This is a genomic window from Protaetiibacter intestinalis (genome assembly GCF_003627075.1).
Lineage (GTDB): Bacteria > Actinomycetota > Actinomycetes > Actinomycetales > Microbacteriaceae > Homoserinibacter > Homoserinibacter intestinalis.
This window is the reverse complement of record NZ_CP032630.1, coordinates 1,633,647-1,656,457: the sequence shown is the minus strand read 5'-3', so window position 1 is coordinate 1,656,457 and position 22,811 is coordinate 1,633,647. Positions and strand designations below refer to the sequence as shown.

Below are 22,811 nucleotides of genomic sequence, written 5' to 3'. Positions count from 1 at the left end.
TGTCATCCTCCCGAACGAAATCAGCCCTTGGTGGAGCCGGCGAGCAGGCCCCGCACGAAGTAGCGCTGCAGCGAGAAGAACACGATGAGCGGCACGAGGAGCGACACGAAGGCGCCCGCCGTGAGGCGTTGCCACTCCTGCCCGCGCGAACCCACCATCTCGGCCAACCGTTGGGTCAGTGGCGCCGCATCCTGGGTGCCGCCCGAGAAGATGAGCGCCACGAGCAGGTCGTTCCACACCCAGAGGAACTGGAAGATCGCCACGGAGGCGATGGCCGGCACCGCGAGCGGCAGCACGATCCGGAAGAAGATCTGCCCGTGGGTGGCGCCGTCGACACGGGCCGCCTCGATGACGTCGTTCGGGATCTCCGAGATGAAGTTGTGCAGCAGGAAGATCGCGAGCGGCAGCGCGAAGATCGTGTGGGCGATCCAGATCGGCAGGTAGTTCTGCACGGGGATGATGTCGACCACGCTGTGCAGCCACTGCTGCCCGGGCTTCAGCCACTGCGAGAAGATCTGCAGCAGCGGCACGAGCGCCATCTGCAGCGGCACGATCTGCAGCGCGAACACGAAGATGAACAGCGCGTTCACGAACCTGAACCGCATCCACGCGAACGCGTACGCGGCGAGCGACGCGATCGCGAGCGGGAAGATCGTCGACGGGATCGCGATGAACAGCGAGTTCACGAAGTAGGCGCCGAGCTGCGGCGACGACTGCGACGGCGACAGCAGCACGTCGCGGTAGTTGTCGAGCGTGAAGCCGGGGTTCTGGAAGATCGTCCACCAGCCGGTGCTGAGGATCAGCTCGGCGGGGCGGAACGACGAGATGAAGATGCCGAAGGTCGGGATCGTCCAGAGCACCGCGATGACGAGCGCCGCGACGGTGGCACCGCGCGAGGTGAGGCGCTTCTTCACGCGGTGCGTCTTGGTGCCGGCCTCGCGGGCGGCGAGCTCGAGCTCGCCCTCCCCGTTCTCGACGGGCAGGTCGGCAGGGGCGACGGAACTGCTCATTACCGGATCTCCCTCTGCTTGCGGAGCACGTTGACGTTGTAGATGACGATCGGCAGCACGAGCAGGAACAGGATCACCGCGAGCGCCGACCCCCTCCCCACCTCGGATGCCCGGAAGGCCTGGGTGTACATCTCGTTGGCGATGACCGAGGTGTTGAAGTTGCCGGCGGTCATGGTGCGCACGATGTCGAAGACCTTGAGGGTGGCGATCGAGATCGTCGTCAGCACGACCACGAGCGAGCCCCGGATGCCGGGAACCGTCACGTTGCGGAAGCGCTGCCAGGCGTTGGTGCCGTCGAGCTGCGCCGCCTCGATCTGCTCGGTCGGGATGCCCTTGATCGCCGCCGAGAGCACGACCATCGCGAACCCGGTCTGGATCCAGATCATCACGATGATGAGCAGCACGGTGTTGATGGGGTCGGTCTGCAGCCACTGCACGGGGTCGCCGCCGAAGGCCACGGCGAGCGCGTTGAGCAGGCCGATCTGCTCGCGGCCGGCCGACTTGTACTCGTAGACGAACTTCCAGATGATGCCGGCGCCGACGAAGGAGATCGCCATCGGCATGAAGACGAGCGCCTTGTAGACGCGCTCGCCGCGGGAGCGGTCGATGAAGACGGCGTAGGCGAGACCGAGCGCCGTCGAGAGGGTCGGCACGAGCAGCACCCAGATGATGGTGTTGAGCAGGGTGCGCAGGGCCGCCGGCTGGGTGAACATCCAGACGAAGTTGTCCCAGCTGAAGTTGCCCCCCTTGTCGAGGAAGGCGAGCGCCGTCGTGCGGAACGCCGGGTAGATGAGCCCGATCGCCAGCAGGAAGATCGCGGGCGCCAGGAACAGGAACAGCTGCCAGTAGTCGCGCCCCTTCTTGGGCGCCCGGTCGATGAGGAAGATCAGCAGCCCGACGAGGGCGGCGAAGACCGCCAACCCCATCACGAGCTGCAGGATCTTCCCGATCAGATCCGCGGTGGTCATGTCTCGCCTTCCTTCGTCGTCGAAGAGGTGCAGCCGAGGGTGGGTCCGGGGGCGGGGCCGCGATGGGCTCCGCCCCCGGACCGGATGGTGTCAGCCGGTCAGCTGGTGGGCCAGCTGGCCTCGATGGCGTCGACCGTGTCCTGCGTCGACTGCCCGCCGACCCAGGCGACGATGCCCTTCCAGAACGAGTCCGCACCCACGGCGCCCGGCATGAGGTCGGAGCCGTCGAAGCGGAACGTCGTGTCGCCCTGGAGGATCTCGATCGACTGCTTGAGCAGCTCGCTCGAGGCGTTGTCGGGGTCGACGCCCTTGTTGGCGGAGATGACGCCGCCGAGGCTCACCCGGTTGTTCGCCCAGGTGTCGCTCGACAGGTAGGCGCGCACGGCCTCCACCTCGTCGGCGTCGCGGAACGCGACCGGGAACTCGCCGCCGCCGGTGACGGCCTGCGGGTCGTCCTCGTTGACGGGCGGCAGCAGGAAGGCGTAGACGGTGCCGTCGGAGCCGACCGTGTTGGCGGTGCCGCCGTCCGGGTTCCAGAAGGTCTCGTAGAACGATGCCTGGTGGTGCAGCGAGCACTCGCCGTCGAGGATCGGCAGACCCGCGGTCTGGAACGCCTCGGTGATGACGGTGGAGACGTCGCCGATGCCGCCGTTGACCATCTCGGGGTTCTTCAGGTACTCCCCGACCGCGTCGAAGGCCTTCACGATCTCGGGCGAGTTGAACGGGATCTCGTGGTTGACCCACTGGTCGTAGACGTCGGGTCCGGACTGGCGCAGCACGAAGTCCTCCACCCAGTCGGTGCCCGGCCAGCCGGTCGCCTCACCGGATTCGAGGCCCGCGCACCACGGCAGGTGGTCGCCGTCGGCCGCGATCTGCTCGGAGAGCTCCTTCAGCTCGTCGAGCGTCTTGGGGATCTCGTAGCCCTTGTCGGCGAACTCGGCCGGCGAGTACCAGATGTAGCCCTTGACGGATGCCATGAGCGGCGCCGCGTAGACGGTGCCGTCGACCGTGCCGTACTCCTTCCAGGCGGGGTCCCACCACTGGTCGATGTTGGCGACGACCGCGTCGGACGCCGGGATGAGCCAGCCGCCGGCCTGCAGACGCTTGAGCAGTCCGGGCTGGGGGACGATGCCGATGTCGGGCGCGTTGCCGCCCTCGGCGAGCACGGCGATCTGAGCCTCGAACTCGCTCGTGCCCTGGTAGTCGATCTCGATGCCGGTGCACTTCTCGAAGTCGCTCCACGACTGGACGAGACGGTCGGCCTCGAGGTCGAGGATGGTGCCGCCGATCGTGACGGTCTTGCCTTCGAAGGTGCCGTATTGCGTGTAGTCGTCGCAGTTGACGTCCCCGGTGTCGTCCGCGATGTCGCCCGTACAGCCCGACAGCACGAGCGCGCCGATGCCGGCCGCCACGACGCCGGCCATCAGCCGGCGGTTCACGCGTGAACGCATAGTTCCTCCTCGTTGAGAGAGCCCCCGGTGCGGGAAGCGTTTCCACATCCCACGCTAGGCGAGCGTTCAGGCGCGCGGCAACCGCCTCGTCCCCCGAACAGGTCACGATTGGGACTCGTCCGGGGATGCGGAAGGGCGCCGCCCCCACGGGGAGCGGCGCCCTTCTGAGCTGGTGCGTGAAGTCCTTACTTGAGGACGACGGTCGCGCCGGCCTCCTCGAGCTGAGCCTTCGCCTTCTCGGCGGTCTCCTTGTTCGCGCCCTCGAGGACGGTGCTCGGGGCACCGTCGACGACGGCCTTCGCCTCGCCGAGGCCGAGGTTCGTGAGGGCACGGACCTCCTTGATGACCTGGATCTTCTTGTCGCCGGCGGCCTCGAGGACGACGTCGAACGAGTCCTTCTCCTCGACCTCCTCGGCGGCACCACCGGCGCCACCGGCGGCCGGGGCGGCCGCGACGGCGACCGGAGCGGCGGCGGTGACCTCGAAGGTCTCCTCGAACTTCTTGACGAACTCGGACAGCTCGATGAGCGAGAGCTCCTTGAACGCCTCGAGCAGCTCGTCGGTGCTGAGCTTAGCCATGTGATTCTCCTTAGCTGTGGGGCGTACGCCCCGGGGTTGAGACTCCGACGGGGTTCCGCCGGACGTGTCTGGGTGCGAGCGTCAGCTCGCGGATTCCTGCTTCTCGCGCAGCGCGTCGACCGTGCGGACGGCCTTCGACAGCGGCGCGTTGAACAGGTAGGCAGCTCCGAACAGCGAGGCCTTGAAGGCGCCGGCCAGCTTGGCCAGCAGCACCTCGCGGGACTCCAGATCGGCGAGCTTGCCCACCTCGGCGGCGGTCAGGGGGGCACCGTCGAAGTACCCGCCCTTGACCACGAGCAGAGGATTGGCCTTGGCGAAGTCACGCAGGGCCTTCGCGACGGCGACGGTGTCGCCGTGCACGAACGCGATCGCGGAAGGGCCCTCGAGGAGGTCGTCGAGACCCTCCACGCCGGCTTCCTTCGCGGCGATCTTGGTGAGCGTGTTCTTCACCACGGCGTAGCTCGCGTTCTCACGGATGTTGCCGCGCAGCTGCTTGAGCTGCGCCACCGTGAGGCCGCGGTACTCGGTGAGCACGATCGCGTTCGAGCCGCGGAAGTTCTCCGTCAGCTCGGCGACCGTGGTTTCCTTGTTCGCCATGGCGCTCCTTGTCATTGTGGATGTCGCGCCGACGGCCGCTGCTGTGATGGCACAGGCCTCAACAAAAAAGCTCCGGCGCAAGCGCACGGAGCGGGACTCCCGGGATCCGGGGTTCTACTTCACACACCTGCGCGGGCCCCTCTGGCGAGAGCTTCGTCCGGCACCTGCGAGCAGGCGCGCGGAGACCGGCGGTCTTCGGCTGGTTCAGGATATCACACCTCGCGACGGCGGCGGCCCGGCAGCAGCAGGGCGGCCACCACGACGCCGAGCAGCAGCACGACCACCGCGATCGCGACGCCGAGGCCCGTGCCCGGGTCGCCGGGCGTCTCGGGATCCGGGGCGGGGGTCGCGATGACGAGCTCGTCGACCGGGGTCGGCCCCGTCACCCCCGAGGTGCCGGCCACGAGCGGCGTCACGGTGCCGTCCTCGAGGGCGAACCACGCGCTGCTGACCATGTCGCGCACGAGCTGGGCGGCATCCGGCACCGTCTGCAGCGCGAGCGCCGCATCCGCCCGCTCGTCGAACTCGGCGAGCTCGGGCAGCTCGGTGTCGGTGTTGATCCAGACGATGGCGACGCCGACCGGCTCCTCGCCGAGCGAGACGGGCACCGCCCACTCGTTCACCATGCGCGTCGGCTTGCCGTCGGTGTCGCCCGCGATGCGCTCGTCGGTCCAGTGGAAGACGCGCGAGATGGGGCCGGGCGTCGTCGTCTCGTCGAAGGCGATCCCGGCGCCCTGGGCGTTCTCGCCGTAAATGTCCTCGAGGCGGTCGACGAGCCCCCCGCCGGTCACGTAGGCGCGCACCTCCGGCGGCACCGATCCGGCGCTCGCGCGCGCCCCGAGCGCGGGCACCACGACGAGGACGGCCGCGAGGGCGGAGGCCGCGAGCGCTCGGGCGGCGGATCGCATGGCGCTCAGTCTGCCAGGTCGCCCGCCTCGTCCGACGCGTTGCGGCGGCGCGGCAGCCGCACGGTGAAGCGGGTGTCGCCGGGCTCGCTCTCCACCCCGATCGTGCCGTGGTGCGCCTCGACGACCGCCGCGACGATCGCGAGCCCGAGGCCCGTGCTGCCCGAGGTCGAGCGCCCCGCGACGTCGGTCGTGCGGGTGCGCGACACGTCGCCGCGCGCGAAACGCTCGAAGAGCCGCGGCTGCAGCTCCGGGTCGATGCCCGGCCCGTCGTCGGCGACCGTGAGCACGACCTCGTCGCCCTCCGCGGCGAGCGTGACCGTGACGGCCGTGCCCTCCGGGGTGTGCCGGTGCGCGTTCGCGAGCAGGTTCACGACCACCTGGTGCAGCCGCGCGGCATCCCCCTCGACGGCGAGCGGGGGCTCGGGGGCCACCACCTCCCACTCGTGGTCGGGGGCCGCGACGTAGGCGTCGCCCACGGCATCCGTCACGAGTCGCACGAGCTCGACCTCGCCGAACACGAGCCCCTGCCCCTCGTCGAGGCGGGCGAGTTCGAGCAGGTCCTCGACGAGCGCCGTCATGCGGATCGACTCCGACTCGATGCGGTCGAGCGAGCGGATGGCGTCCACCGGCAGCTCCTCGTCGCTGCGGCGAGTGAGCTCGGCGTAGCCGCGGATCGACGCGAGCGGCGTGCGCAGCTCGTGGCTCGCGTCGGCGACGAAGCGGCGCACCTTCTCCTCCGACTGCTGGCGCGCGACGAGCGCGTTCTCGACGTGGCCCAGCATCCGGTTGATCGCGGCCCCCACCTGCCCCACCTCGGTGCGCGGGTCGGCCTCGGATGCCGGTACCCGCTCGGGGATGGCGACGTCGCCGGATGCCAGCTGCAGCTCGGTCACCCGCGTCGCCGTCTCGGTGACCCGGCCGAGCGGCCGCAGCGCCACCCGGGTGAGGGCGACGGCGCCTGCGGCCGCGAGGAGGAGCGCCCCCGCCGTGACGAGCGCGAAGATGCCGACGAGCGTCCAGGTGGTCGTGTCGACCTCCGACATCGACATGCCGACCGCGGCGGCGCCGGCGACCCCCTGCACGGTGGTGCCCTCGCGCACCTGCACGCGGTAGGAGCCGAGCCCGCTGATCTGCACCGTCGTGACGGAGCCGCGCGAGGCGGCGAGCACCTGGGAGATCTGCTCGGAGGTGAGCGCCGTCCGACTGCCCGGCCCCGTGTAGACGTAGCCGACCGGGTCGCTGCCCTCGAAGGCGTAGGCGACCACGAGCCCGCTGCGGAGGTTGTCGGCGCCGCCCGGAAGCTGGCTGCCGCCCGGCCCGGTGGTCACGAAGCGCATGACCTCCTCCACCTGGGAGTCGAGCCGCTGCAGCAGGTTCTGCCGCAGTGCGAACACGCTGACCGTGCCGATGAGCACCCCCACCACGGCGACGAGCGCCACCACCCCGAGCACGAGGCGGCGGCGGATCGACCAGGGCGCGCGAACGTGCGGCGCCGTCGTCATGTCGCCGGCTTGATGAGGTAGCCGACCCCGCGCACGGTGTGGATCATCGGCGGGCCGTCGGCCTCGATCTTCTTGCGCAGGTAGGAGATGTAGATCTCGACGATGCTCGAGCGGCCCTCGAAGTCGTAGCTCCACACCCGGTCGAGGATCTGCAGCTTGCTGACGACGCGACGCGGGTTGCGCATGAGGTAGCGCAGCAGCTCGAACTCCTTCGCGGTCAGCTCGATCGGGGTGCCCGCCCGGGTCACCTCGTAGCTCTCCTCGTCGAGGGTGAGGTCGCCGACGCGCAGCACGGGGTCGGTGTAGCCGCTCACGCCGCGGCCGGTGCGACGCAGCAGCGAACGCAGCCGCGCCACGACCTCCTCGAGGCTGAACGGCTTGGTCACGTAGTCGTCGCCCCCCGCCGTGAGGCCGACCACGCGGTCCTGCACGGCATCCTTCGCGGTGAGGAACAGCACCGCCACGTCGTCGCCCGCGGCCCGCAGGCGCTTGAGCACCTCGAGCCCGTCGAGCCCCGGCATCATGATGTCGAGCACGATCACGTCGGGCTGGAAGGTGCGCGCCTTGTTGAGGGCGGTCGCGCCGTCGGTGGCGGTCTCGACCTGCCAGCCCTCGTAGCGCAGCGCCATCTGGATGAGCTCGCCGAGCGAGGGCTCGTCGTCGACGACGAGCGCGCGCACGGGCGTGCCGTCGGGCCGGGTGAGGGCGGAGGGGGCGGCGGTGGGGATGCTCACCCTTCCGATTGTGCTCGGGCACCTGGGAGATTCCTATGCCGCGTCTTGACGCCCTCCCTGGAGCCGTGTCGGGGCGGCCGGCGTCGTGGGGGCGTGTGACGATGGAGACGTGCAGCCCACCCTCGCGCTCTTCGACGCCGCCCCCGTGCCGCACGGCGCGCGGGTCGTCGCGGATGCGAACGACCGGGTGTCGTGGATGCGCGAACGCGCCCGCGGGGTCACCGCGACCGACGTCGCCCGGCTCACCGGCGAGAAGGCCATCCGGGCCGTCGCGATGGAGAAGCTGCTCGGCTCGCGCTTCACCGGCAACGCCTACACGCAGCACGGCCGCGCACGCGAACCCGAGATCGGCCGCTGGGTCGCCCGCCAGCATCCCGGCATGCGCGGCAACACCGCCCTCTTCCACGCCGACGGGCAGCGCGCCCACCTCGCGACGCCCGACGGCATCCGCGAGACCGGCGGCTCGCTCGAGCTGTGCGAGATCAAGACGACGCGCTCGGCCTGGCGCACCATCCCCCGGCACTACCTGCGGCAGGTGTGGTGGCAGCAGTACGTGCTGGGCGCCGAGCGCACCCTCGTGGTGTGGGAGCAGCACGAAGACTTCGTGCCCGTGAGCGGCGTACCCGAGAGCCGCTGGGTCGATCGCGACGAGAACGAGATCCACCGTCTCGTGCAGCTCGCCGACCAGCTGCTCGCCGCGATGCGCCGCTGACTACCGGCGCCGCGCGCCGACCCGCGAGATCGCCACGATGCCGGTGCCCACCGCGCCGATGATGACGGCGATGAGCAGCACGTAGAAGATCACCGAGAGGTATCCGTTCGCCGAGGTGTCGGGGTTGAGGAACGGGTACGGGTACCAGTTCTCGCCCGTGAGCTCGTCCTGCACGAGCGGCCCGCGGACCATCGTGTAGGCCGCCCAGACGATGGGGTAGATCACGATGACGCCGACCACCCGGAAGGTGAGCCGACGCCTGCCGGGGGCCAGCAGCCAGTCGACGAGCATGACGATCGGCACCACGACGTGCAGCACCTCGTTGGTCCACGGCACGGTCGTGCCCTGCGGCAGCTCGATGCCGCGCAGCAGCAGGTTGTAGACGATCCCGGTCGTGACGATGTAGGTCGTCACGCACGCCCGGAGCACGGCGTACCACCGCGGCTCGGTCACCCGGCTGCGGATGAGGATCCCGGCGCCGATGAGCAGCGTCACGGCGGTCGCGATGTTCGACTGGATCGTGAAGAACGAGAAGAAGTTCACGAGCTTGGTGCCGACGTCCTGGACGCCCTGGTCGCTCCAGCTCTGGATGCTCATCTGCAGCTGGACGACGATCGCGACGATCGCGAGGACGCCACCCGCGGCGCGGAAGGCGATGAAGACGGGGCGCATGGCGAGAAGTTATCAGCACGGTGACATCCGCGTAACACCGATGACGCATGACACTCGTTGAATGGCTTCCGAGGCAGGAAGGCCAGGGAACATGACGACGATGCGGGCCGTGACCTTCACGGAGCCCGGGGGGCCCGAGGTGCTCGAACTGGGCACGGTGGAGACGCCGACGCGGGTGAACGCCGAGTTCCTCATCAAGGTGGTCGCGGCGGGAGTGAACCCCCTCGACGCGAAGACCCGCGCCGGGCGCGGGGCCTGGGCCGGCGTCACGAGCACCCCCGTGGTGCTCGGCAACGACTTCTCGGGGATCGTCGTCGAGGCGCCCTACGAGTCGCATCCGCTGCAGCCGGGCACCGAGGTGTACGGCATGGGCATGGTGCCGCGCATGAGCGGCGCCTACGCCGAATACCTCACCGCGACGGCGCTCAGCGTCGCCCGCAAGCCGCCCTCGCTCTCGCACGTGGAGGCGGCGGGCATCCCGCTCGCGGCGCTCACGGCGTGGGGCATGGTCGTCGAGACCGCGAAGGCGCACGAGGGCCAGCGGATGCTGATCCATGCCGGCGCGGGCGGCGTCGGGCACTTCGCGGTGCAGTTCGCCGCCTACTTCGGGGCGCACGTCATCGCGACCGGCTCGTCCCGCAACACCCCCTTCCTCACCGAGCTCGGCGCATCCGAGGTGGTCGACTACACCGAGCACCGCTTCGAGGAGGCGATCGACGAGGTCGACGCCGTGATCGACCTGATCGGCAACACCGTTGACGAGACCGGCTCGCGGTCGCTGCGCATCCTGCGTCCGGGCGGCATCTACGTGAACGGGCCGACCGGCTCGTTCCCCGGGATGGCGGCCGAGGCGGAGGCGCTCGGCGTGCGGGCGACCGGCTACCGGGTGGCGCCCGACGCGGCGACGCTCGCGATCGTCTCGCGGCTGATCGAGTCGGGCGACGTGCGCGTCTTCGTCGACCGGGTGCTGCCGCTCGAGGACGCCGCCGAGGCGCACCGGCTCATCGAGTCGGGGCACACGCGGGGCAAGATCGTGCTGACGGTGGCCGAGGTCTGAGCCGCTACAGCGCGCGCTCGAACACGAAGTCGTCCTCGTAGCGATCGCCCACGAGGAAGCGCTTGACGCCGACCCGCTCGAAGCCCTGCTTGCCGTAGAAGCGCTGGGCGCGGGCGTTCAGCTGGTTGACGCCGAGCCACATGCCCGCGGCGCCCGCGTCCCGCGCGGCGGCGACGCTCGCCGCCAGCAGCTCGGACGCGACGCCCCCGCCGTGCGCGTCGGGGTGCACGTAGCACTTGCTGAGCTCGACGGTCGGGCGGATGCGGATCGCGGCGGCGACGTCGGCATCCGTCGGCTCGCCCGCGACGAGCATCGTGTAGCCGAGCGGTCGCCCCTCCTCCTCCGCGACGAACAGCGTGCGGGCGGGGTCGGCCAGGTAACCGCCGAAGGAGGTCTCGGAGAGGTTGGCGGCGATGAACGCGGCGATCGCCTCGACCGTGGTGTGCGGCGGGCAGGCGAGCGGGAAGGTGACCGCCGCGAGCGCGGCGAGCGCCGCCGCATCCGCCCCCGTCGCCTCCCGCACTCGCACCCGCCCACCCTACCCAGGTCGCTGACTGGTCGGTTTTTGGCCCCAAAACCGGGTTTTGGGGCCAAAAACCGACCAGTCAGGGGGTGGATGGCGGGAGGATGGCGGGGTGACGCCAGTCCGGCACCAGACCGTGTTCGAGCGCTACCCGCCCGCCGCATCCGTCGTCGCGGAGTCGCTCGCCGGCACCCGGCAGGCCGTGTTCTGGCTCGACGAGCTGGGGCCCCGCGCCGAATACCCGCCGCTCGCGGGCGCGCCGACGGCCGACCTCGTCGTGGTGGGCGGCGGCTTCACCGGCCTCTGGACGGCGCTGCGGGCCGTGCAGCGCGAGCCCGGGCGCCGCGTCGTGCTGCTCGAGGCGAAGCGCGTCGGCTGGGCGCAGTCGGGCCGCAACGGCGGCTTCGTCGAGGCGAGCCTCACCCACGGCGAGCAGAACGGCCGCAGCCGCTGGCCCGCCGAATACGATCAGCTCGCACGACTCGGCATGCAGAACCTGGATGCCATGGAGGCGACCGTCGCCGAGCTCGGCCTCGACGTGCAGTGGGAGCGCACGGGCGAGCTCGACGTGGCGACCGAGCCGCACCAGCTCGCCTGGCTCGACGGCATCCGCCCCGAGGACGGCGCCGGCGAGCGCGTGCTGCTGGATGCCGTGCAGACCCAGGCCGAGGTGCACTCCCCCAGCTACCTCGGCGGCACCTGGCGCACCCGCGAGGTCGCCCTCGTGTACCCGGCGCGGCTGGCGCGCGAGCTCGCCCGCGCCGCCGTCGAGGCGGGCGTCGTGATCCACGAGCACAGCCCCGTGCGGCGGCTCGACGAGATGGCGGGCGGCGTGGAGGTCGTGACGGATGCGGGCCGCATCCACGCCCGCCGCGTCGCCCTCGGCACGAGCGTGTTCCCGTCCCTGCTGCGACGCACCCGGCTGCTCACGGTTCCCGTCTACGACTACGTGCTCGTCACCGAACCGCTCGACGCGGCGCAGCTGCGCTCCATCGGCTGGGAGCACCGGCAGGGCGTCGGCGACCTCGCCAACCAGTTCCACTACTCGCGCCGCACCGCCGACGACCGCATCCTGTTCGGCGGCTACGACGCGATCTACCACTACGGCGGCCGGGTGCGGGCCCGCTACGAGGACCGCCCCGCGAGCTTCGAGAAGCTCGCCTCGCACTTCTTCACCCTCTACCCGCAGCTCGAGGGGCTGCACTTCAGCCACCGCTGGGCGGGCGCGATCGACGCGAGCACCCGGTTCTGCGCCTTCTTCGGCACCGCGCGCGGCGGCCGCGTCGCGTACGCCGCCGGCTTCACAGGGCTCGGCGTCGGCGCCACCCGCTTCGCGGCGGACACCCTGCTCGACCTGCTCGCGGGCGAGGCCACCGAACGCACCGAGCTCGAGCTGGTGCGCCGGCGGCCCGTGCCGTTCCCGCCCGAGCCCGCCGCATCCGCCGGCATCGCCGCGACCCGCTGGTCGCTCGACCGCGCCGACCACGCCGAGGGGCGCCGCAACGTGCTGCTGCGCACCCTCGACGCGCTCGGGCTGGGGTTCGACTCCTAGGCCCGCCGGGCGGGCGGATGCCTCACGCCGGGGTGAGGGCGGCCTGCCGCGCGAGCACCTCGAGGAAGGCGCCGATCCAGGGGCCGTTGTCGGGCCAGGCGCGGCCGGTGACGAGGTTGCCGTCGACGACCGCGCCGCCGTTCTCGAAGACACCGCCGCCGAGCTCCACGTCGACCGCGAGCGCCGGGTAGGCGGACGAGGTGCGTCCGTGCAGGGTGCCGGCCGCCGCGAGCAGCAGCGGGCCGTGGCAGAGGGCCGCGACCGGGGCGCCCGCCTCCATGAAGTGCCGCACGATGCGCTTCGCGTCCTCGTCGTTGCGGATGTACTCGGGCGCACGGCCGCCCGGCACGACCGCGGCCACGTAGTCGGCCGGGTCGACGTCGCGGAAGGCGATGTCGGCATCCCAGGTGTGCCCGAGCTTCTCGGTGTAGGTGTCGAAGCCGTCCACGAAGTCGTGCACGACGAACTGCAGCTTCTTCTTCTCGGGCGCCGCGATGTGCACCTCGTAGCCCGCCTCCTGCAGCCGCTGGTACGGGTAGAAGACCTCCAGGGTCTCCGCGGCGTCGCCGGTCAGGATGATGATCTTGGCCATGGGCCGACCTCCTCGTCGGGGATGGCGCCGGGTGCGCCGATCCGTCGCGAGCATCGTGCGCCGGGCGCGAACGGTAGGCAATCGCGCTTCCCACCATGTGGGAAAAGCGGGCGGATCGGGCGCGCGGCGCACCGCATCCCGGTCGTAGCATGGCGGCGTGACGAGGGAGACACCCGGCGAGAGCCGTTCCGGCGCGCAGGCCGTCGAGCGGGTGCTCGCCGTGCTGGAGGTGATCGCCGAGTCGGCGCCCGGTCTCGAGATCGCGCAGATCGCGGATGCCGTGGGCGTGAGCGCCTCGACCGCGTACCGGCTCGTGGGGGTGCTGCAGCGGCAGGGCTACGTCGTGCGGCACGAGCACCGCTACGTGCTCGGACGCACGGTGGGGCTGCTCGGGGTGGCGCTGCAGCAGCAGATGCTCGCGACGCCCGCCGTGCAGCGGGCACTCGAGGCGGCACGCGACGAGACGCACGCGCCCGTCTACCTCACGGGCTTCTTCGACGAGGAGGTCGTGGTGGCGCACATCGCCGACTCGCCCGAGCATCCGCGCATCGGCCAGCTGCACGTCGGCTTCTCGGAGGCCAACCATGCGACCGCCTTCGGCAAGCTCATGCTCGCCTCGAAGGCCCCGCACGACCTCGACGAGTTCCTCGAGCGCACCGAGCGCCGCGCGCTCACCCCGCGATCCATCACCTCCACCCCGAAGCTGCGCGACGAGCTCGCGCGGGTGCGGCGGGAGCAGCTGGCGGTCGAGGTGGAGGAGTACCTGCCGCTGCTGGCCTGCATCGCGGCGCCCGTGCGCTCGCGGCGCGGCTCGACGATCGGGGCCGTGTCGATCTCGGTGTCGGCCGACGACTTCCGCTCGCGCGCCGACGAGCTGGGGCGCGTCGTGCGCCGCACGGCGTGGCACGTCGCCTCCGAGCTCGAAGGCGACCCGGTGGCCTCGCGGGCGATCAGTTGAGCCGCGCCCGCCGGGCGAGGAACGCGAGGGCCGTGGCGAGGCCCGCGACCGCGGCGATCGCGATCGCGGCGAACGAGGCATCCGCCCCTGCGGACTCCGCGACGGCGCCGACGAGCGCCACCGTGACCCCCTGACCGAGGATGATGCCGCTCGAGAGCATCGTCATGGTCGTGGCGAGGCGGCCCGCGGGGGCGGCCTCCGCGCCGATCGTGAACAGGGTGACGAGAGTCGCGCCGACCGCGACGCCGGCGAGGGCGAACACGGCCGCGATCACCGGAATCGAGGGCGCGAGGGTCAGCGCGAGGCCGGCGAGGGCGAGCGCGGCGAAGCCGGTCGCCCAGCGCGCACCGAGCGGGAACCGCGCGGGCAGGCGACCCACGAGCACCGCCGCGACCGCCGAGGTGGCGCCCATGATGCCGTAGAGCAGCCCCATGCTCTCGCCGGCGCCCGCCTCCTCCATGAAGGCGGTGAGCGAGGCGAGGGTGGCGCCGAAGAAGGCGCCCATCGCGAGCATGCCGGCGGTCGGCAGCAGCACGGATGCCGTGAGCAGCGCGCGGCGCGGCGCCACCGCATCCGCCACCTCGTGATCGCCCGCGTGGACGAGCGTCGCGGTCGGGTGCACGGCGAACGCGGCGACGAACACGACGACGATCGCGGCGGATGCGGCCAGCGGCGCCACCGGACCGAGGGTCGTCGCGAGCACGCCGACGAGCACCGGACCCCCGACGAAGGAGATCTCGTCGGCCATGCTCTCGTAGCCGAGCGCGGTCGGCACGCCGCGTCCGCCGGCACGGGTGTCGGCCGCGAGCAGTGCCAGCCAGCGGGCGCGCATGAGGGGCGAGACCGGCGGGATGGTGGCCCCGGCGACGGCGCCCGCCGCGGTGACGACGCCGATCGGGAGCTCGGCGTAGACGGCGCCGACGAGCCCCGCCAGCACGAGCGGATGCAGCACCGCCACGACGAGCAGCACCCCGCGCTGACCGTGGCGGTCGGCGATCGCGCCGAGCAGCGGGCCGCCGACGCCCGAGGCGATGCCGAGCGCCGCCGAGACGAGCCCGCCCTCCGCCACCGAGCCGCGCACGAGGGTGACGAGGGTCAGCACCCCGACGACGTTCATCGCGACCGGGATGCGCGCCGCGAACGCGACGACGAAGAGCCACGTCCCCGTCATCCGGCGCAGCTGCGCGAGCCGGGTCACCGGCTCCGTCGCCTCGGTCACGTCCTCAATCCTTCCGCGCGGATGCGCCGGCATCCGCCTGTTTTCGCAACTCAGGAGCATCCGCCCCGGAACAGCGGAAGGGCCCGCACGCGGCGGGCCCTTCCTGAGTTGCGTTTCTGCGGTGCCACGAGAGGCCGGGCGCTCGCGCGCGGCCGGCCTCTCGCGTGCCGCGGATTATCGCGGCACAAGATGGTTCAGAGCGCGGCGACGTCGAGCGGCACGCCCGGGCCGAAGGTGGTCGAGAGCGACCCCTTCTGGATGTAGCGGCCCTTCGAGCTGGACGGCTTCGCGCGCTGGATCTCGTCGAGCGCAGCCTTGAAGTTCTCGTTCAGCTGCTCGGTCGAGAAGCCGGCCTTGCCGATCACGAAGTGAACGTTGGCGTGCTTGTCGACGCGGAACTCGATCTTGCCGCCCTTGATGTCGGACACGGCCTTGGCCACATCCGGCGTCACGGTGCCGGTCTTCGGGTTCGGCATGAGGCCACGGGGGCCGAGCACCTTGCCCAGACGACCCACCTGACCCATGAGCTCGGGGGTCGAGACCGCCGAGTCGAAGTCGGTGTAGCCGGCGGCGACCTTCTCGATGAGCTCGGCGCCGCCGACCTCGTCCGCACCGGCCACGATGGCCGCCTCGGCCGCGGGGCCGGTCGCGAAGACGAGGACGCGGGCGACCTTGCCGGTGCCGTGCGGGAGGATGACGGTGCCGCGCACCATCTGGTCCGCCTTACGCGGGTCGACACCGAGCTTGAGGGCGACCTCGACGGTGGAGTCGAACTTCTTCGAGCCGGTCTCCTTGACGACGGCGACAGCCTCGTCGGGACCGTAGAACTTGCCGGCCTCGATCTTGTCGGCGGCGGCGCGGTATGCCTTGGACTTCTGAGCCATGATTACGCCTCCACCGTGATCCCCATCGACCGGGCGGTGCCGGCGATGATCTTCTCTGCAGCGTCGAGGTCGTTCGCGTTGAGGTCGACCTGCTTCTGCTCGGCGATGGCGCGCACCTGCTCGCGGGTGAGCTTGGCGACCTTCACGGTGTGCGGGGTCGAGGAGCCCTTCTGCACGCCGGCGGCCTTCTTGATGAGCTCGGCGGCGGGCGGGGTCTTGAGGATGAACGTGAACGAGCGGTCCTCGTAGACGGTGATCTCGACCGGGATGACGTTGCCACGCTGGTTCTCGGTGGCGGCGTTGTAGGCCTTGCAGAACTCCATGATGTTCACGCCGTGCTGACCCAGGGCCGGGCCGATGGGCGGGGCCGGGTTGGCGGCGCCGGCGTTGATCTGGAGCTTGATCAGGCCGGTCACCTTCTTCTTCGGTGCCATATTCCTTTTCTCTCTGTCGAACGAGGCGGGGCCTCACTCTCCCGCCATCCGGTCGGATGCGGTGGACGGTCGCGGGCGCACGAAAGCGCACAGACAACCTGTCTAGTGTACGCGACATCCGCGTCGCGCACTACGCTCTCGTCATGGTCCCCGCAGCATCCCTCGGCGCGTTCGCGATCGCCGCCGTGCTGCTCATCCTGCTGCCCGGCCCCAGCATCCTGTTCGTGATCGGACGCTCGATCGCCTACGGCCGCCTCGCCGGCGTGCTGAGCGTCGTCGGCAACGCCCTCGGGATGCTGCCCCTGCTGACGCTCGTCGCCCTCGGCGTCGGGGCGCTCGTGGCCGAGTCGGCGGTGATCTTCACGATCATCAAGGTGATCGGCGCGGGCTACCTCGTCTACCTCGGCATCCAGGCGATCCGGCACCGGAACGAGGTGCCGCACGAGGAGGCGGCGCGCCCGCGGTCCGCCTGGCGGCTGCTCGGCGAGGGCTTCGTCGTGGGCGTCACCAACCCCAAGACGATCGCGTTCTTCGTGGCGGTGCTGCCCCAGTTCGTCGACTACCACGCGGGCTCGATCCCCCTGCAGCTCGCCGAACTCGGGGTGGTGTTCGTGGTGCTCGCGCTCATCTGCGACTCGTGCTGGGCGCTCGCCGCCGGCACCGCCCGCGCCTGGTTCGCCACCTCGCCGCGCCGCATCGGGCGCCTGCGCGCCACCGGCGGCGCCATGATGATCGGCCTCGGCGGGCTGTTGCTTCTGGCGCGGCGGTAATCCGCCGCGCACGCTCCGCGGCACGAGCGCGGTCGCGCCGCTGCACTCACGGGCGCGCCACGCCGAAGTGTGGCGCGGGATGACATCATGAGCGCATGTTCGTGGTCACATCCGACGAGATCCCCGGCTACCGCATCACCCAGGCGCACGGGCACGTGCTCGGCACGATCGTGCGCACCCTGAGCCCCGGCGAGGGACTCAGCGCCGGGTTCGGCTCGATGGGCGGCGGCGAGATCCCGGCCTACTCGAAACTCATGTGGGAGAACCGCCAGGAGGCCGTCAACCGGATGTGGGCGGACGCGGTGCAGCGCGGCGCGAACGCGGTGATCGGGATGCGCTTCGACTCGAACGAGTTCGGCGAGGTCTCCGAGGCGTGCGCCTACGGGACCGCGGTGACGGTGGAGCCGGTCTAGAGCTTCGTGACCTGGTCGAACGACAGCTCGACCGGGGTCTCGCGCTCGAAGAGCGAGACGAGCACGGTGAGCTTGCCCGACTCCGGCTTGATCTCGGAGATCGTGCCGGGAAGGCCCGCGAACGAGCCCTCCTTGATGGTGATGGTCTCGCCCACCTCGAAGTCGATCTCGGCCGGGATGACGCGCGGGGCCGCCTTGCCGCCCTTCGCCGCAGCGCCGCCCTTGACGGGGGCCTCCACGACCTGCACGAGGCTCTTCAGCATGTTGAAGGCCTCCTCGAACCGCAGCGGGGTCGGATTGTGCGAGTTGCCGACGAAGCCGGTGACGCCCGGCGTGTGACGCACGACCGACCAGCTGTCCTCGTTGAGGTCCATGCGCACGAGCACGTAGCCGGGGATGCGCACGCGGTTGACGAGCTTGCGCTGGCCGTTCTTGATCTCGACGACGTCCTCCATCGGCACCTGGACCTCGAAGACGTAGTCCTCCATGGCCATCGAGGTGCGACGGGACTCGATGTTCTGCTTGACGCGCTTCTCGAACCCGGCATAGGAGTGGATCACGTACCACTTGCCGAGCTTGGCGCGCAGCTCCGCACGGAACTCGGCGTAGGGGTCGACCTCGACCTCCTCGGGCTCCTCGTCGACCTCCTCGGCGGAGGTGGCGGCGAAGGCGGCCTCGGCCTCCTCCGCGGAGTCGATGTCGAGCGCGTCGTCGACGATGGCATCCGCCTCGGGGTCGGATGCGGCCTCGAGGGCGTCGAGGGCGCTCTCGAGACCCGACTCGATGTCCTCGGACTCGTCCACGATGTGCAGGGCGCGGTGCTCGGCGGACTCGCTGGCGCGCTCCTCCTCGGCGAGCACGTTGCCCTCCTGGGCCTCGTCCTCCTCGGAGGACTGCTCGGCTGCGGTCGCGAGGTCGATGTCGCGCTCTTCTTCGGTCACAGTGCTTTCTTTCCTTGCGTGGGGGGTCGTCGCGTCGCTATCAGCCGAGGGTGTCGCTACCGAACATCCAGTTCACCAGCGCCGCGAAGCCCTGGTCGAGGCCCCACACGAGCGCCATCATGATGATCACGAACACCAGCACGACACCGGTGAAGCTGAACAGTTCGCGGCGGGTCGGGGTGACGACCTTCTTCAGTTCGGCGATGACCTGCCGCACGAAGAGGGCGATCCGGGCGAACGGGTTCTTCCGCTCCGCGCGCTCGCGCTTGGCGGTCGCGACGACATCCTCACTGGGCTCGTCGATCACCTTGCGTGCCACTCTCACTACCCTTTCGGCCGACGATCCTGCGCACTCGCGTACGCAGGACTTGCAGGGCGGACAGGACTCGAACCTGCAACCTGCGGTTTTGGAGACCGCTGCTCTACCAATTGAGCCACCGCCCTATGTCGCTCGCCTCCCGTTTCCGCCCTCCCGCATCCGGGCATGACGAAGTATGGGGTTCGAGGCAACCTGCACAAGCATACGGCATCCGCCGGTACCCGCTGTCAGCGCCTCCACCCAGGTCGCTGAGTGGTCGGTTTCTGGCCCCATCGGATGGCTTTGGGGCCAGAAACCGACCGGTCAGCGATGGGGGCGCGGGATCAGCGGGGGCGCAGGGAGGCGCGGGCGGATGCGATGACCGCCTCGGCGACGGCGTCGAGCGTCGGAGAGTGCAGCTTCCACTGCTGCCAGAACAGCGGCACCGCGACGCCCGGGCCCGCGGGATCGAGCTCGACGAAGGCGCCGGGCGCGGCATCCGCGAGCTGGGAGTCGAGCAGCATGCCCCAGCCGAGGCCGAGCGCGATCGCCTGCAGGAAGTCGCCCGAGCCCGAGACGTAGTGCCGCGGAGGGTCGAGGGCGCGCCTGCTCGCGCGGCGCAGGTAGCGCGACTGCAGCTCGTCGTCGTGGTCGAAGTCGACGAGCGGGGCGCGCGCGAGGGAGGCCGCATCCGCCCCCCCGGGGAACCACCGCGCCGCGAACTCGCGGGATGCCGCGGGCCGGTAGACGAGCACGCCGAGCGGGGTCGAGGTGCAGCCCGGCACCGGCTCGCGCTGCGAGGTGACGGCCGCCATGACCCGGCCCGAGACGAGCAGCTCGGCGGTGCGGTCCTGGTCTTCGCGATGCAGGTCGAGCACGATGCGGTGCGCGGCGCAGACGGGCGCGAGCGCCGGCAGGAACCAGCTCGTGAGCGAGTCGGCGTTGACCGCGAGCGGCACGGTCGTCCAGCCCGCCTCGGCGCCGTCGAGCCGCAGGGCGGATGCGGCATCCGCCTCGAGCAGCGCGACCTCGCGTGCGAGCCGCAGCAGCACCTCGCCCGACTCGGTGGCGCGCACCGGCTTGCTGCGCTCGACGAGCACCCGGCCGAGCTGCTGCTCGAGCGCCTTGATGCGCTGGCTCACGGCCGAGGGGGTGATGTTGAGGGCGCCGGCGGCCGCGTCGAAGGTGCCCGCGTCGACGACGGCGCGGAGCGTGGCGAGCTGTTCACGGTCGAGATTCATCTGAAGCGATGCTAATGCTGGTGAAGAATCCTGAGCTGGATTGATGTCTATGGTGCGCTTAGCGTCGTCACCGTGACCGCATCCGCCGCCCTCGCCGCCGCCCTCGCCGGGCTCGGCCTCGGCTTCGCCACCATCGTCGCCATCGGCGCGCAGAACACCTTCGTGCTGCGGCAGGGGCTGCGGCGCGAGCACGTCGTGGCGATCGTGGCGATCTGCGCGCTCTCGGATGTGGCGCTCATCGCGCTCGGGATCGCCGGCACCGGCGCCGTCCTGCAGGCCGCACCGTGGCTCGTGACCGCCGTGCGGATCGGCGGGGCCGTGTTCCTCGCGAGCTACGGGGTGCTCGCGGCCCGGCGGGCGCTGCGGCGCACCGCGCAGGCGCTCGAGGTGACGGACGCGCCGGATGCCGCCGCCCGCCGCCGCTCGCTGCTCACCGCGGTCGCGACGTGCCTCGCGGTGACGTGGCTGAATCCGCACGTCTACCTCGACATCGCGATCATCGGCACTATCGCGAACGGGCACGGCGACGGCCGCTGGCTGTTCGGGGCGGGCATCGTGGCGGCGTCCGTGCTGTGGTTCACGACGCTCGGCTTCGGCGCCCGGGCGCTGGCGCCGGTGTTCGCCCGCCCGCTCGCCTGGCGCATCCTCGACGGCGCGATCGCGGCCGTGATGCTGACCCTCGCGGTGCTCGTGGCCCTCCCGCTGCTGGCCCCCCGCTGACTGGTCGGTTTTTGGCCCCAAACCGGCGGTTTGGGGCCAAAAACCGACCCATCAGCGATGTGGGCTAGAGGAGGCGGCGCTCGAGGGCCCAGGCGGTGAGCTCGTGGCGGGAGGAGAGCTGGAGTTTCCGCAGCACCGAGGAGACGTGCGTCTCGACCGTCTTGATCGAGATGTAGAGGTGCGACGCCACCTCCTTGTAGGCGTAGCCGCGCGCGATCAGCCGCATCACCTCCTGCTCGCGCGCCGACAGCCGGTCGAGCTCGTCGTCGGATGCCGCGACGGCGGGCGCGCCGGCCGCGGTCCCGAAGGCGTCGAGCACGAAACCCGCCAGGCGCGGCGAGAACACCGCATCCCCCGCCGCCACCGTCGCGACCGCGGAGGCCACCTCGGCCCCCGAGGACGCCTTCGTGATGTAGCCGCGGGCGCCCGCACGGATGACGCCCACGACATCCTCGGCCGAGTCCGACACCGAGAGAGCCAGGAAGCGCACCTCGCCCAGCAGCGCAGCCGAGCGCCGCACCACCTCGGCGCCCCCGCCGCCGGCGCCACCCGGCAGGTGCACGTCGAGCAGCACCACCTCGGGTCGCAGGGTCTCGATCGCGCGCACCGCGGCATCCACGTCGCCCGCCTCGCCGACCACCTCCACGGCATCGCCCAGGTCGGTGCGCAGCCCGGTGCGGAAGATCGAGTGGTCGTCGACGATGATGACGCGCGTCATGCTGTGCCCCCCTTCGCGCCGAGCGCGCGCCGCGGCATCCGCAGCTGCACCTCCGTGCCGTCCGGCCCCGACACGACGACGGCCGTGCCGCCGGCCCGCGCCATGCGCCCCACGATCGACTCGCGGATGCCGAGCCGCCCGGCCGGGACCGCATCCGCGTCGAACCCCGCACCCCGGTCGCGCACGAACACCTCCACCGCATCCGGGGTCGCCTCCGCGTAGACGGTGACATCGCCGCCCGCGTGCCGCGCCGCATTCACGAGCGCCTCGCGCGCGGCCGCCGCCAACGCGTGCGACTCGACGGCCGCGACCTCGCCGACCGTCACCACCTCGATGCGCACCGCATGCTCCAGCTCGAGCTCGCGCGCCATGGTGCGCAGCGCCGTCGCCAGGTCGCCCGCGAACGGGTCGGTACCGGCGAACAGCCAGTCGCGCAGCTCGCGCTCCTGCGCACGGGCGATGCGGGCCACCTCGGATCCGGCCCCCGCGCGGTTCTGGATGATGGCGAGCGTCTGCAGCACCGAGTCGTGCAGGTGGGCGGCGATCTCGGCGCGCTGCTCCTCGCGGGCGTGGGCGGCGCGCTCGGCGCTGCGCGCGCTCCAGCGCGCAACGATCGCCGGCACCACGAAGCCCGCCACCCCGAGCAGCACGAGCAGGGCCGCGACGACCACCGCGAGGCTGTGCGAGGAGCGGAAGGCGGCGAACATCAGCACCGCCCCGAACAGGATGACGAAACCGGCGACGAGGGAGCGCACGAGCGGGGCGCGCACTGCACGCACCGGGTCGCGCGCGTCGACCGTCGCGGCCCAGAGGAACGCCGCCAGCAGCAGCGCGACGCTCTCGACCAGACCGATCGGCAGCGGCCGGGCGCTGGGCGCCCAGCTGAGCGGGGTGAGCAGGGCGAGCAGCACGCCGCCCGAGAACAGCAGCACCGCGACGGGCGCGCGGCGCGTGCGGGCGGCATCCGGGGTGGCTGCGGTGCGCGGCACGAGCACCCACAGCCACCCGTAGAGCAGTACCGGCACGAAGCCGAGAAGGGTGAGCGAGGGAGCGCCGATGAGCCAGAGGGTGACGACCGCCCACACGGTCCCGATCACCGCCGGCACGGCGAACAGGATGCGGATGAGCGCGAGCGGCGCACCGAGGTGGGTGGCGAGCGCGAGGCTCACCCCGCCGAGCAGCACGGCCCGCGGCCGCACGAGCGGCGGGCGCCGCCGCGGCTCACGCGCCGCGCCCGGGGCGGCTTGCGGCGCGGCGGGCGCGGATGCGGTCGTCATGCGACGATCCAAGCACGCGGGGGCGACGCTGTGTCCAGGGTTCAGGGGACGATCAGGGCATCCCCCCATAGAGCGGTCGCCG

General features: G+C 71.4%; 26 protein-coding genes and 1 tRNA gene. 7 read left to right on the top strand and 20 right to left on the bottom strand.

Translation table 11 applies throughout. The annotated features are described in order from the left end of the window. Positions 1–20: 20 nt before the first annotated feature. The 8 genes from D7I47_RS07865 to D7I47_RS07830 all read right to left on the bottom strand — a co-directional run bounded on the left by D7I47_RS07865 (position 21) and on the right by D7I47_RS07830 (position 7,742). A complete protein-coding gene (locus D7I47_RS07865) occupies positions 21–1,010 on the bottom strand; it encodes a carbohydrate ABC transporter permease (protein WP_120762523.1) in 990 nt (329 codons plus the stop codon). Further along, positions 1,010–1,978, bottom strand: a complete 969-nt coding sequence (locus D7I47_RS07860) for a carbohydrate ABC transporter permease (RefSeq protein ID WP_120762522.1) — start codon at positions 1,976–1,978, stop codon at positions 1,010–1,012. Before D7I47_RS07860 ends, D7I47_RS07865 begins: the two co-directional genes overlap by 1 nt. Positions 1,979–2,076: 98 nt before the next feature. Continuing rightward, positions 2,077–3,429 (bottom strand): ABC transporter substrate-binding protein, encoded by a 1,353-nt coding sequence (locus D7I47_RS07855; RefSeq protein WP_120762521.1) that lies wholly within the window; start codon positions 3,427–3,429, stop codon positions 2,077–2,079. A 185-nt stretch (positions 3,430–3,614) separates the two neighbouring features. Continuing rightward, positions 3,615–4,007, bottom strand: coding sequence for a 50S ribosomal protein L7/L12 (rplL, locus tag D7I47_RS07850; protein ID WP_120762520.1), 393 nt, complete (start codon positions 4,005–4,007; stop codon positions 3,615–3,617). Positions 4,008–4,088: 81 nt separating this feature from the next. Further along, positions 4,089–4,604 (bottom strand): 50S ribosomal protein L10, encoded by a 516-nt coding sequence (gene rplJ, locus D7I47_RS07845; RefSeq protein ID WP_120762519.1) that lies wholly within the window; start codon positions 4,602–4,604, stop codon positions 4,089–4,091. A gap of 212 nt (positions 4,605–4,816) precedes the next feature. Next, positions 4,817–5,512: a hypothetical protein gene (locus tag D7I47_RS07840; protein ID WP_120762518.1), complete on the bottom strand. Its 696-nt coding sequence runs from the start codon at positions 5,510–5,512 to the stop codon at positions 4,817–4,819. 5 nt (positions 5,513–5,517) lie between these two features. Next, positions 5,518–7,014 (bottom strand): sensor histidine kinase, encoded by a 1,497-nt coding sequence (locus D7I47_RS07835; protein WP_120762517.1) that lies wholly within the window; start codon positions 7,012–7,014, stop codon positions 5,518–5,520. Then, positions 7,011–7,742 (bottom strand): response regulator transcription factor, encoded by a 732-nt coding sequence (locus D7I47_RS07830; RefSeq protein ID WP_120763871.1) that lies wholly within the window; start codon positions 7,740–7,742, stop codon positions 7,011–7,013. The genes D7I47_RS07835 and D7I47_RS07830 overlap by 4 nt, the downstream gene beginning before the upstream one ends. Positions 7,743–7,944: 202 nt before the next feature. On the opposite strand from D7I47_RS07830, the gene D7I47_RS07825 reads away from it, so the two are divergent. Then, a complete protein-coding gene (locus D7I47_RS07825) occupies positions 7,945–8,460 on the top strand; it encodes a YqaJ viral recombinase family protein (protein WP_120763870.1) in 516 nt (171 codons plus the stop codon). Here the strand turns inward: D7I47_RS07825 and D7I47_RS07820 are convergent, their stop codons facing one another. Next, positions 8,461–9,132, bottom strand: a complete 672-nt coding sequence (locus D7I47_RS07820) for a Pr6Pr family membrane protein (RefSeq protein WP_120762516.1) — start codon at positions 9,130–9,132, stop codon at positions 8,461–8,463. It abuts the gene before it with no gap. 100 nt (positions 9,133–9,232) lie between these two features. Between D7I47_RS07820 and D7I47_RS07815 the strand changes: the two genes are divergently transcribed. After that, on the top strand, positions 9,233–10,189 hold the full coding sequence (locus tag D7I47_RS07815; RefSeq protein WP_120763869.1) for an NADP-dependent oxidoreductase: 957 nt from the start codon (positions 9,233–9,235) through the stop codon (positions 10,187–10,189). 4 nt (positions 10,190–10,193) lie between these two features. On the opposite strand, the gene D7I47_RS07810 is transcribed toward D7I47_RS07815, so the two are convergent. After that, positions 10,194–10,718 carry a GNAT family N-acetyltransferase gene (locus tag D7I47_RS07810; protein ID WP_120762515.1) on the bottom strand — a complete coding sequence of 175 codons (525 nt, stop codon included), beginning with the start codon at positions 10,716–10,718 and terminating at the stop codon, positions 10,194–10,196. 106 nt (positions 10,719–10,824) lie between these two features. On the opposite strand from D7I47_RS07810, the gene D7I47_RS07805 reads away from it, so the two are divergent. Next, positions 10,825–12,264 (top strand): NAD(P)/FAD-dependent oxidoreductase, encoded by a 1,440-nt coding sequence (locus D7I47_RS07805; protein ID WP_120762514.1) that lies wholly within the window; start codon positions 10,825–10,827, stop codon positions 12,262–12,264. Between the two features lie 22 nt (positions 12,265–12,286). On the opposite strand, the gene D7I47_RS07800 is transcribed toward D7I47_RS07805, so the two are convergent. Further along, positions 12,287–12,856, bottom strand: a complete 570-nt coding sequence (locus D7I47_RS07800) for a DJ-1/PfpI family protein (protein ID WP_120762513.1) — start codon at positions 12,854–12,856, stop codon at positions 12,287–12,289. Positions 12,857–13,013: 157 nt separating this feature from the next. Between D7I47_RS07800 and D7I47_RS07795 the strand changes: the two genes are divergently transcribed. Continuing rightward, entirely contained in the window at positions 13,014–13,814 is an 801-nt protein-coding gene (locus D7I47_RS07795) for an IclR family transcriptional regulator (protein WP_120762512.1), read from the top strand. On the opposite strand, the gene D7I47_RS07790 is transcribed toward D7I47_RS07795, so the two are convergent. From D7I47_RS07790 to rplK, 3 genes are all read right to left on the bottom strand, one after another. Then, positions 13,807–15,033 carry an MFS transporter gene (locus D7I47_RS07790; protein ID WP_157981671.1) on the bottom strand — a complete coding sequence of 409 codons (1,227 nt, stop codon included), beginning with the start codon at positions 15,031–15,033 and terminating at the stop codon, positions 13,807–13,809. The genes D7I47_RS07795 and D7I47_RS07790 overlap by 8 nt on opposite strands. 194 nt (positions 15,034–15,227) lie before the next feature. Next, on the bottom strand, positions 15,228–15,917 hold the full coding sequence (gene rplA / locus D7I47_RS07785) for a 50S ribosomal protein L1 (protein WP_120762510.1): 690 nt from the start codon (positions 15,915–15,917) through the stop codon (positions 15,228–15,230). Positions 15,918–15,919: 2 nt separating this feature from the next. Then, complete coding sequence (gene rplK / locus D7I47_RS07780) at positions 15,920–16,351, bottom strand: 50S ribosomal protein L11 (RefSeq protein ID WP_120762509.1); 432 nt, start codon at positions 16,349–16,351, stop codon at positions 15,920–15,922. 143 nt (positions 16,352–16,494) lie between these two features. Between rplK and D7I47_RS07775 the strand changes: the two genes are divergently transcribed. After that, positions 16,495–17,121, top strand: coding sequence for a LysE family translocator (locus tag D7I47_RS07775; RefSeq protein ID WP_120762508.1), 627 nt, complete (start codon positions 16,495–16,497; stop codon positions 17,119–17,121). A 95-nt stretch (positions 17,122–17,216) separates the two neighbouring features. After that, a complete protein-coding gene (locus D7I47_RS07770; protein ID WP_120762507.1) occupies positions 17,217–17,534 on the top strand; it encodes a YbjQ family protein in 318 nt (105 codons plus the stop codon). Here the strand turns inward: D7I47_RS07770 and nusG are convergent. The 4 genes from nusG to D7I47_RS07750 form a co-directional block, all read right to left on the bottom strand. After that, entirely contained in the window at positions 17,531–18,475 is a 945-nt protein-coding gene (gene nusG, locus D7I47_RS07765; protein ID WP_120762506.1) for a transcription termination/antitermination protein NusG, read from the bottom strand. The two genes, D7I47_RS07770 and nusG, sit on opposite strands and share 4 nt — an antisense overlap. 40 nt (positions 18,476–18,515) lie before the next feature. Continuing rightward, complete coding sequence (secE, locus tag D7I47_RS07760) at positions 18,516–18,794, bottom strand: preprotein translocase subunit SecE (protein ID WP_120762505.1); 279 nt, start codon at positions 18,792–18,794, stop codon at positions 18,516–18,518. A 52-nt stretch (positions 18,795–18,846) separates the two neighbouring features. Continuing rightward, a tRNA-Trp gene (locus D7I47_RS07755) sits at positions 18,847–18,919 on the bottom strand. A 198-nt stretch (positions 18,920–19,117) separates the two neighbouring features. After that, positions 19,118–20,014: a LysR family transcriptional regulator ArgP gene (locus tag D7I47_RS07750; RefSeq protein ID WP_120762504.1), complete on the bottom strand. Its 897-nt coding sequence runs from the start codon at positions 20,012–20,014 to the stop codon at positions 19,118–19,120. Positions 20,015–20,086: 72 nt separating this feature from the next. Between D7I47_RS07750 and D7I47_RS07745 the strand changes: the two genes are divergently transcribed. Continuing rightward, positions 20,087–20,734 carry a LysE/ArgO family amino acid transporter gene (locus D7I47_RS07745; protein WP_120762503.1) on the top strand — a complete coding sequence of 216 codons (648 nt, stop codon included), beginning with the start codon at positions 20,087–20,089 and terminating at the stop codon, positions 20,732–20,734. Positions 20,735–20,798: 64 nt separating this feature from the next. Here the strand turns inward: D7I47_RS07745 and D7I47_RS07740 are convergent, their stop codons facing one another. Both D7I47_RS07740 and D7I47_RS07735 read right to left on the bottom strand, forming a co-directional pair. Further along, on the bottom strand, positions 20,799–21,452 hold the full coding sequence (locus D7I47_RS07740) for a LuxR C-terminal-related transcriptional regulator (protein WP_120762502.1): 654 nt from the start codon (positions 21,450–21,452) through the stop codon (positions 20,799–20,801). Beyond that, positions 21,449–22,729 carry an ATP-binding protein gene (locus D7I47_RS07735; protein ID WP_120762501.1) on the bottom strand — a complete coding sequence of 427 codons (1,281 nt, stop codon included), beginning with the start codon at positions 22,727–22,729 and terminating at the stop codon, positions 21,449–21,451. Before D7I47_RS07735 ends, D7I47_RS07740 begins: the two co-directional genes overlap by 4 nt. Between the last annotated feature and the right edge of the window lie 82 nt (positions 22,730–22,811).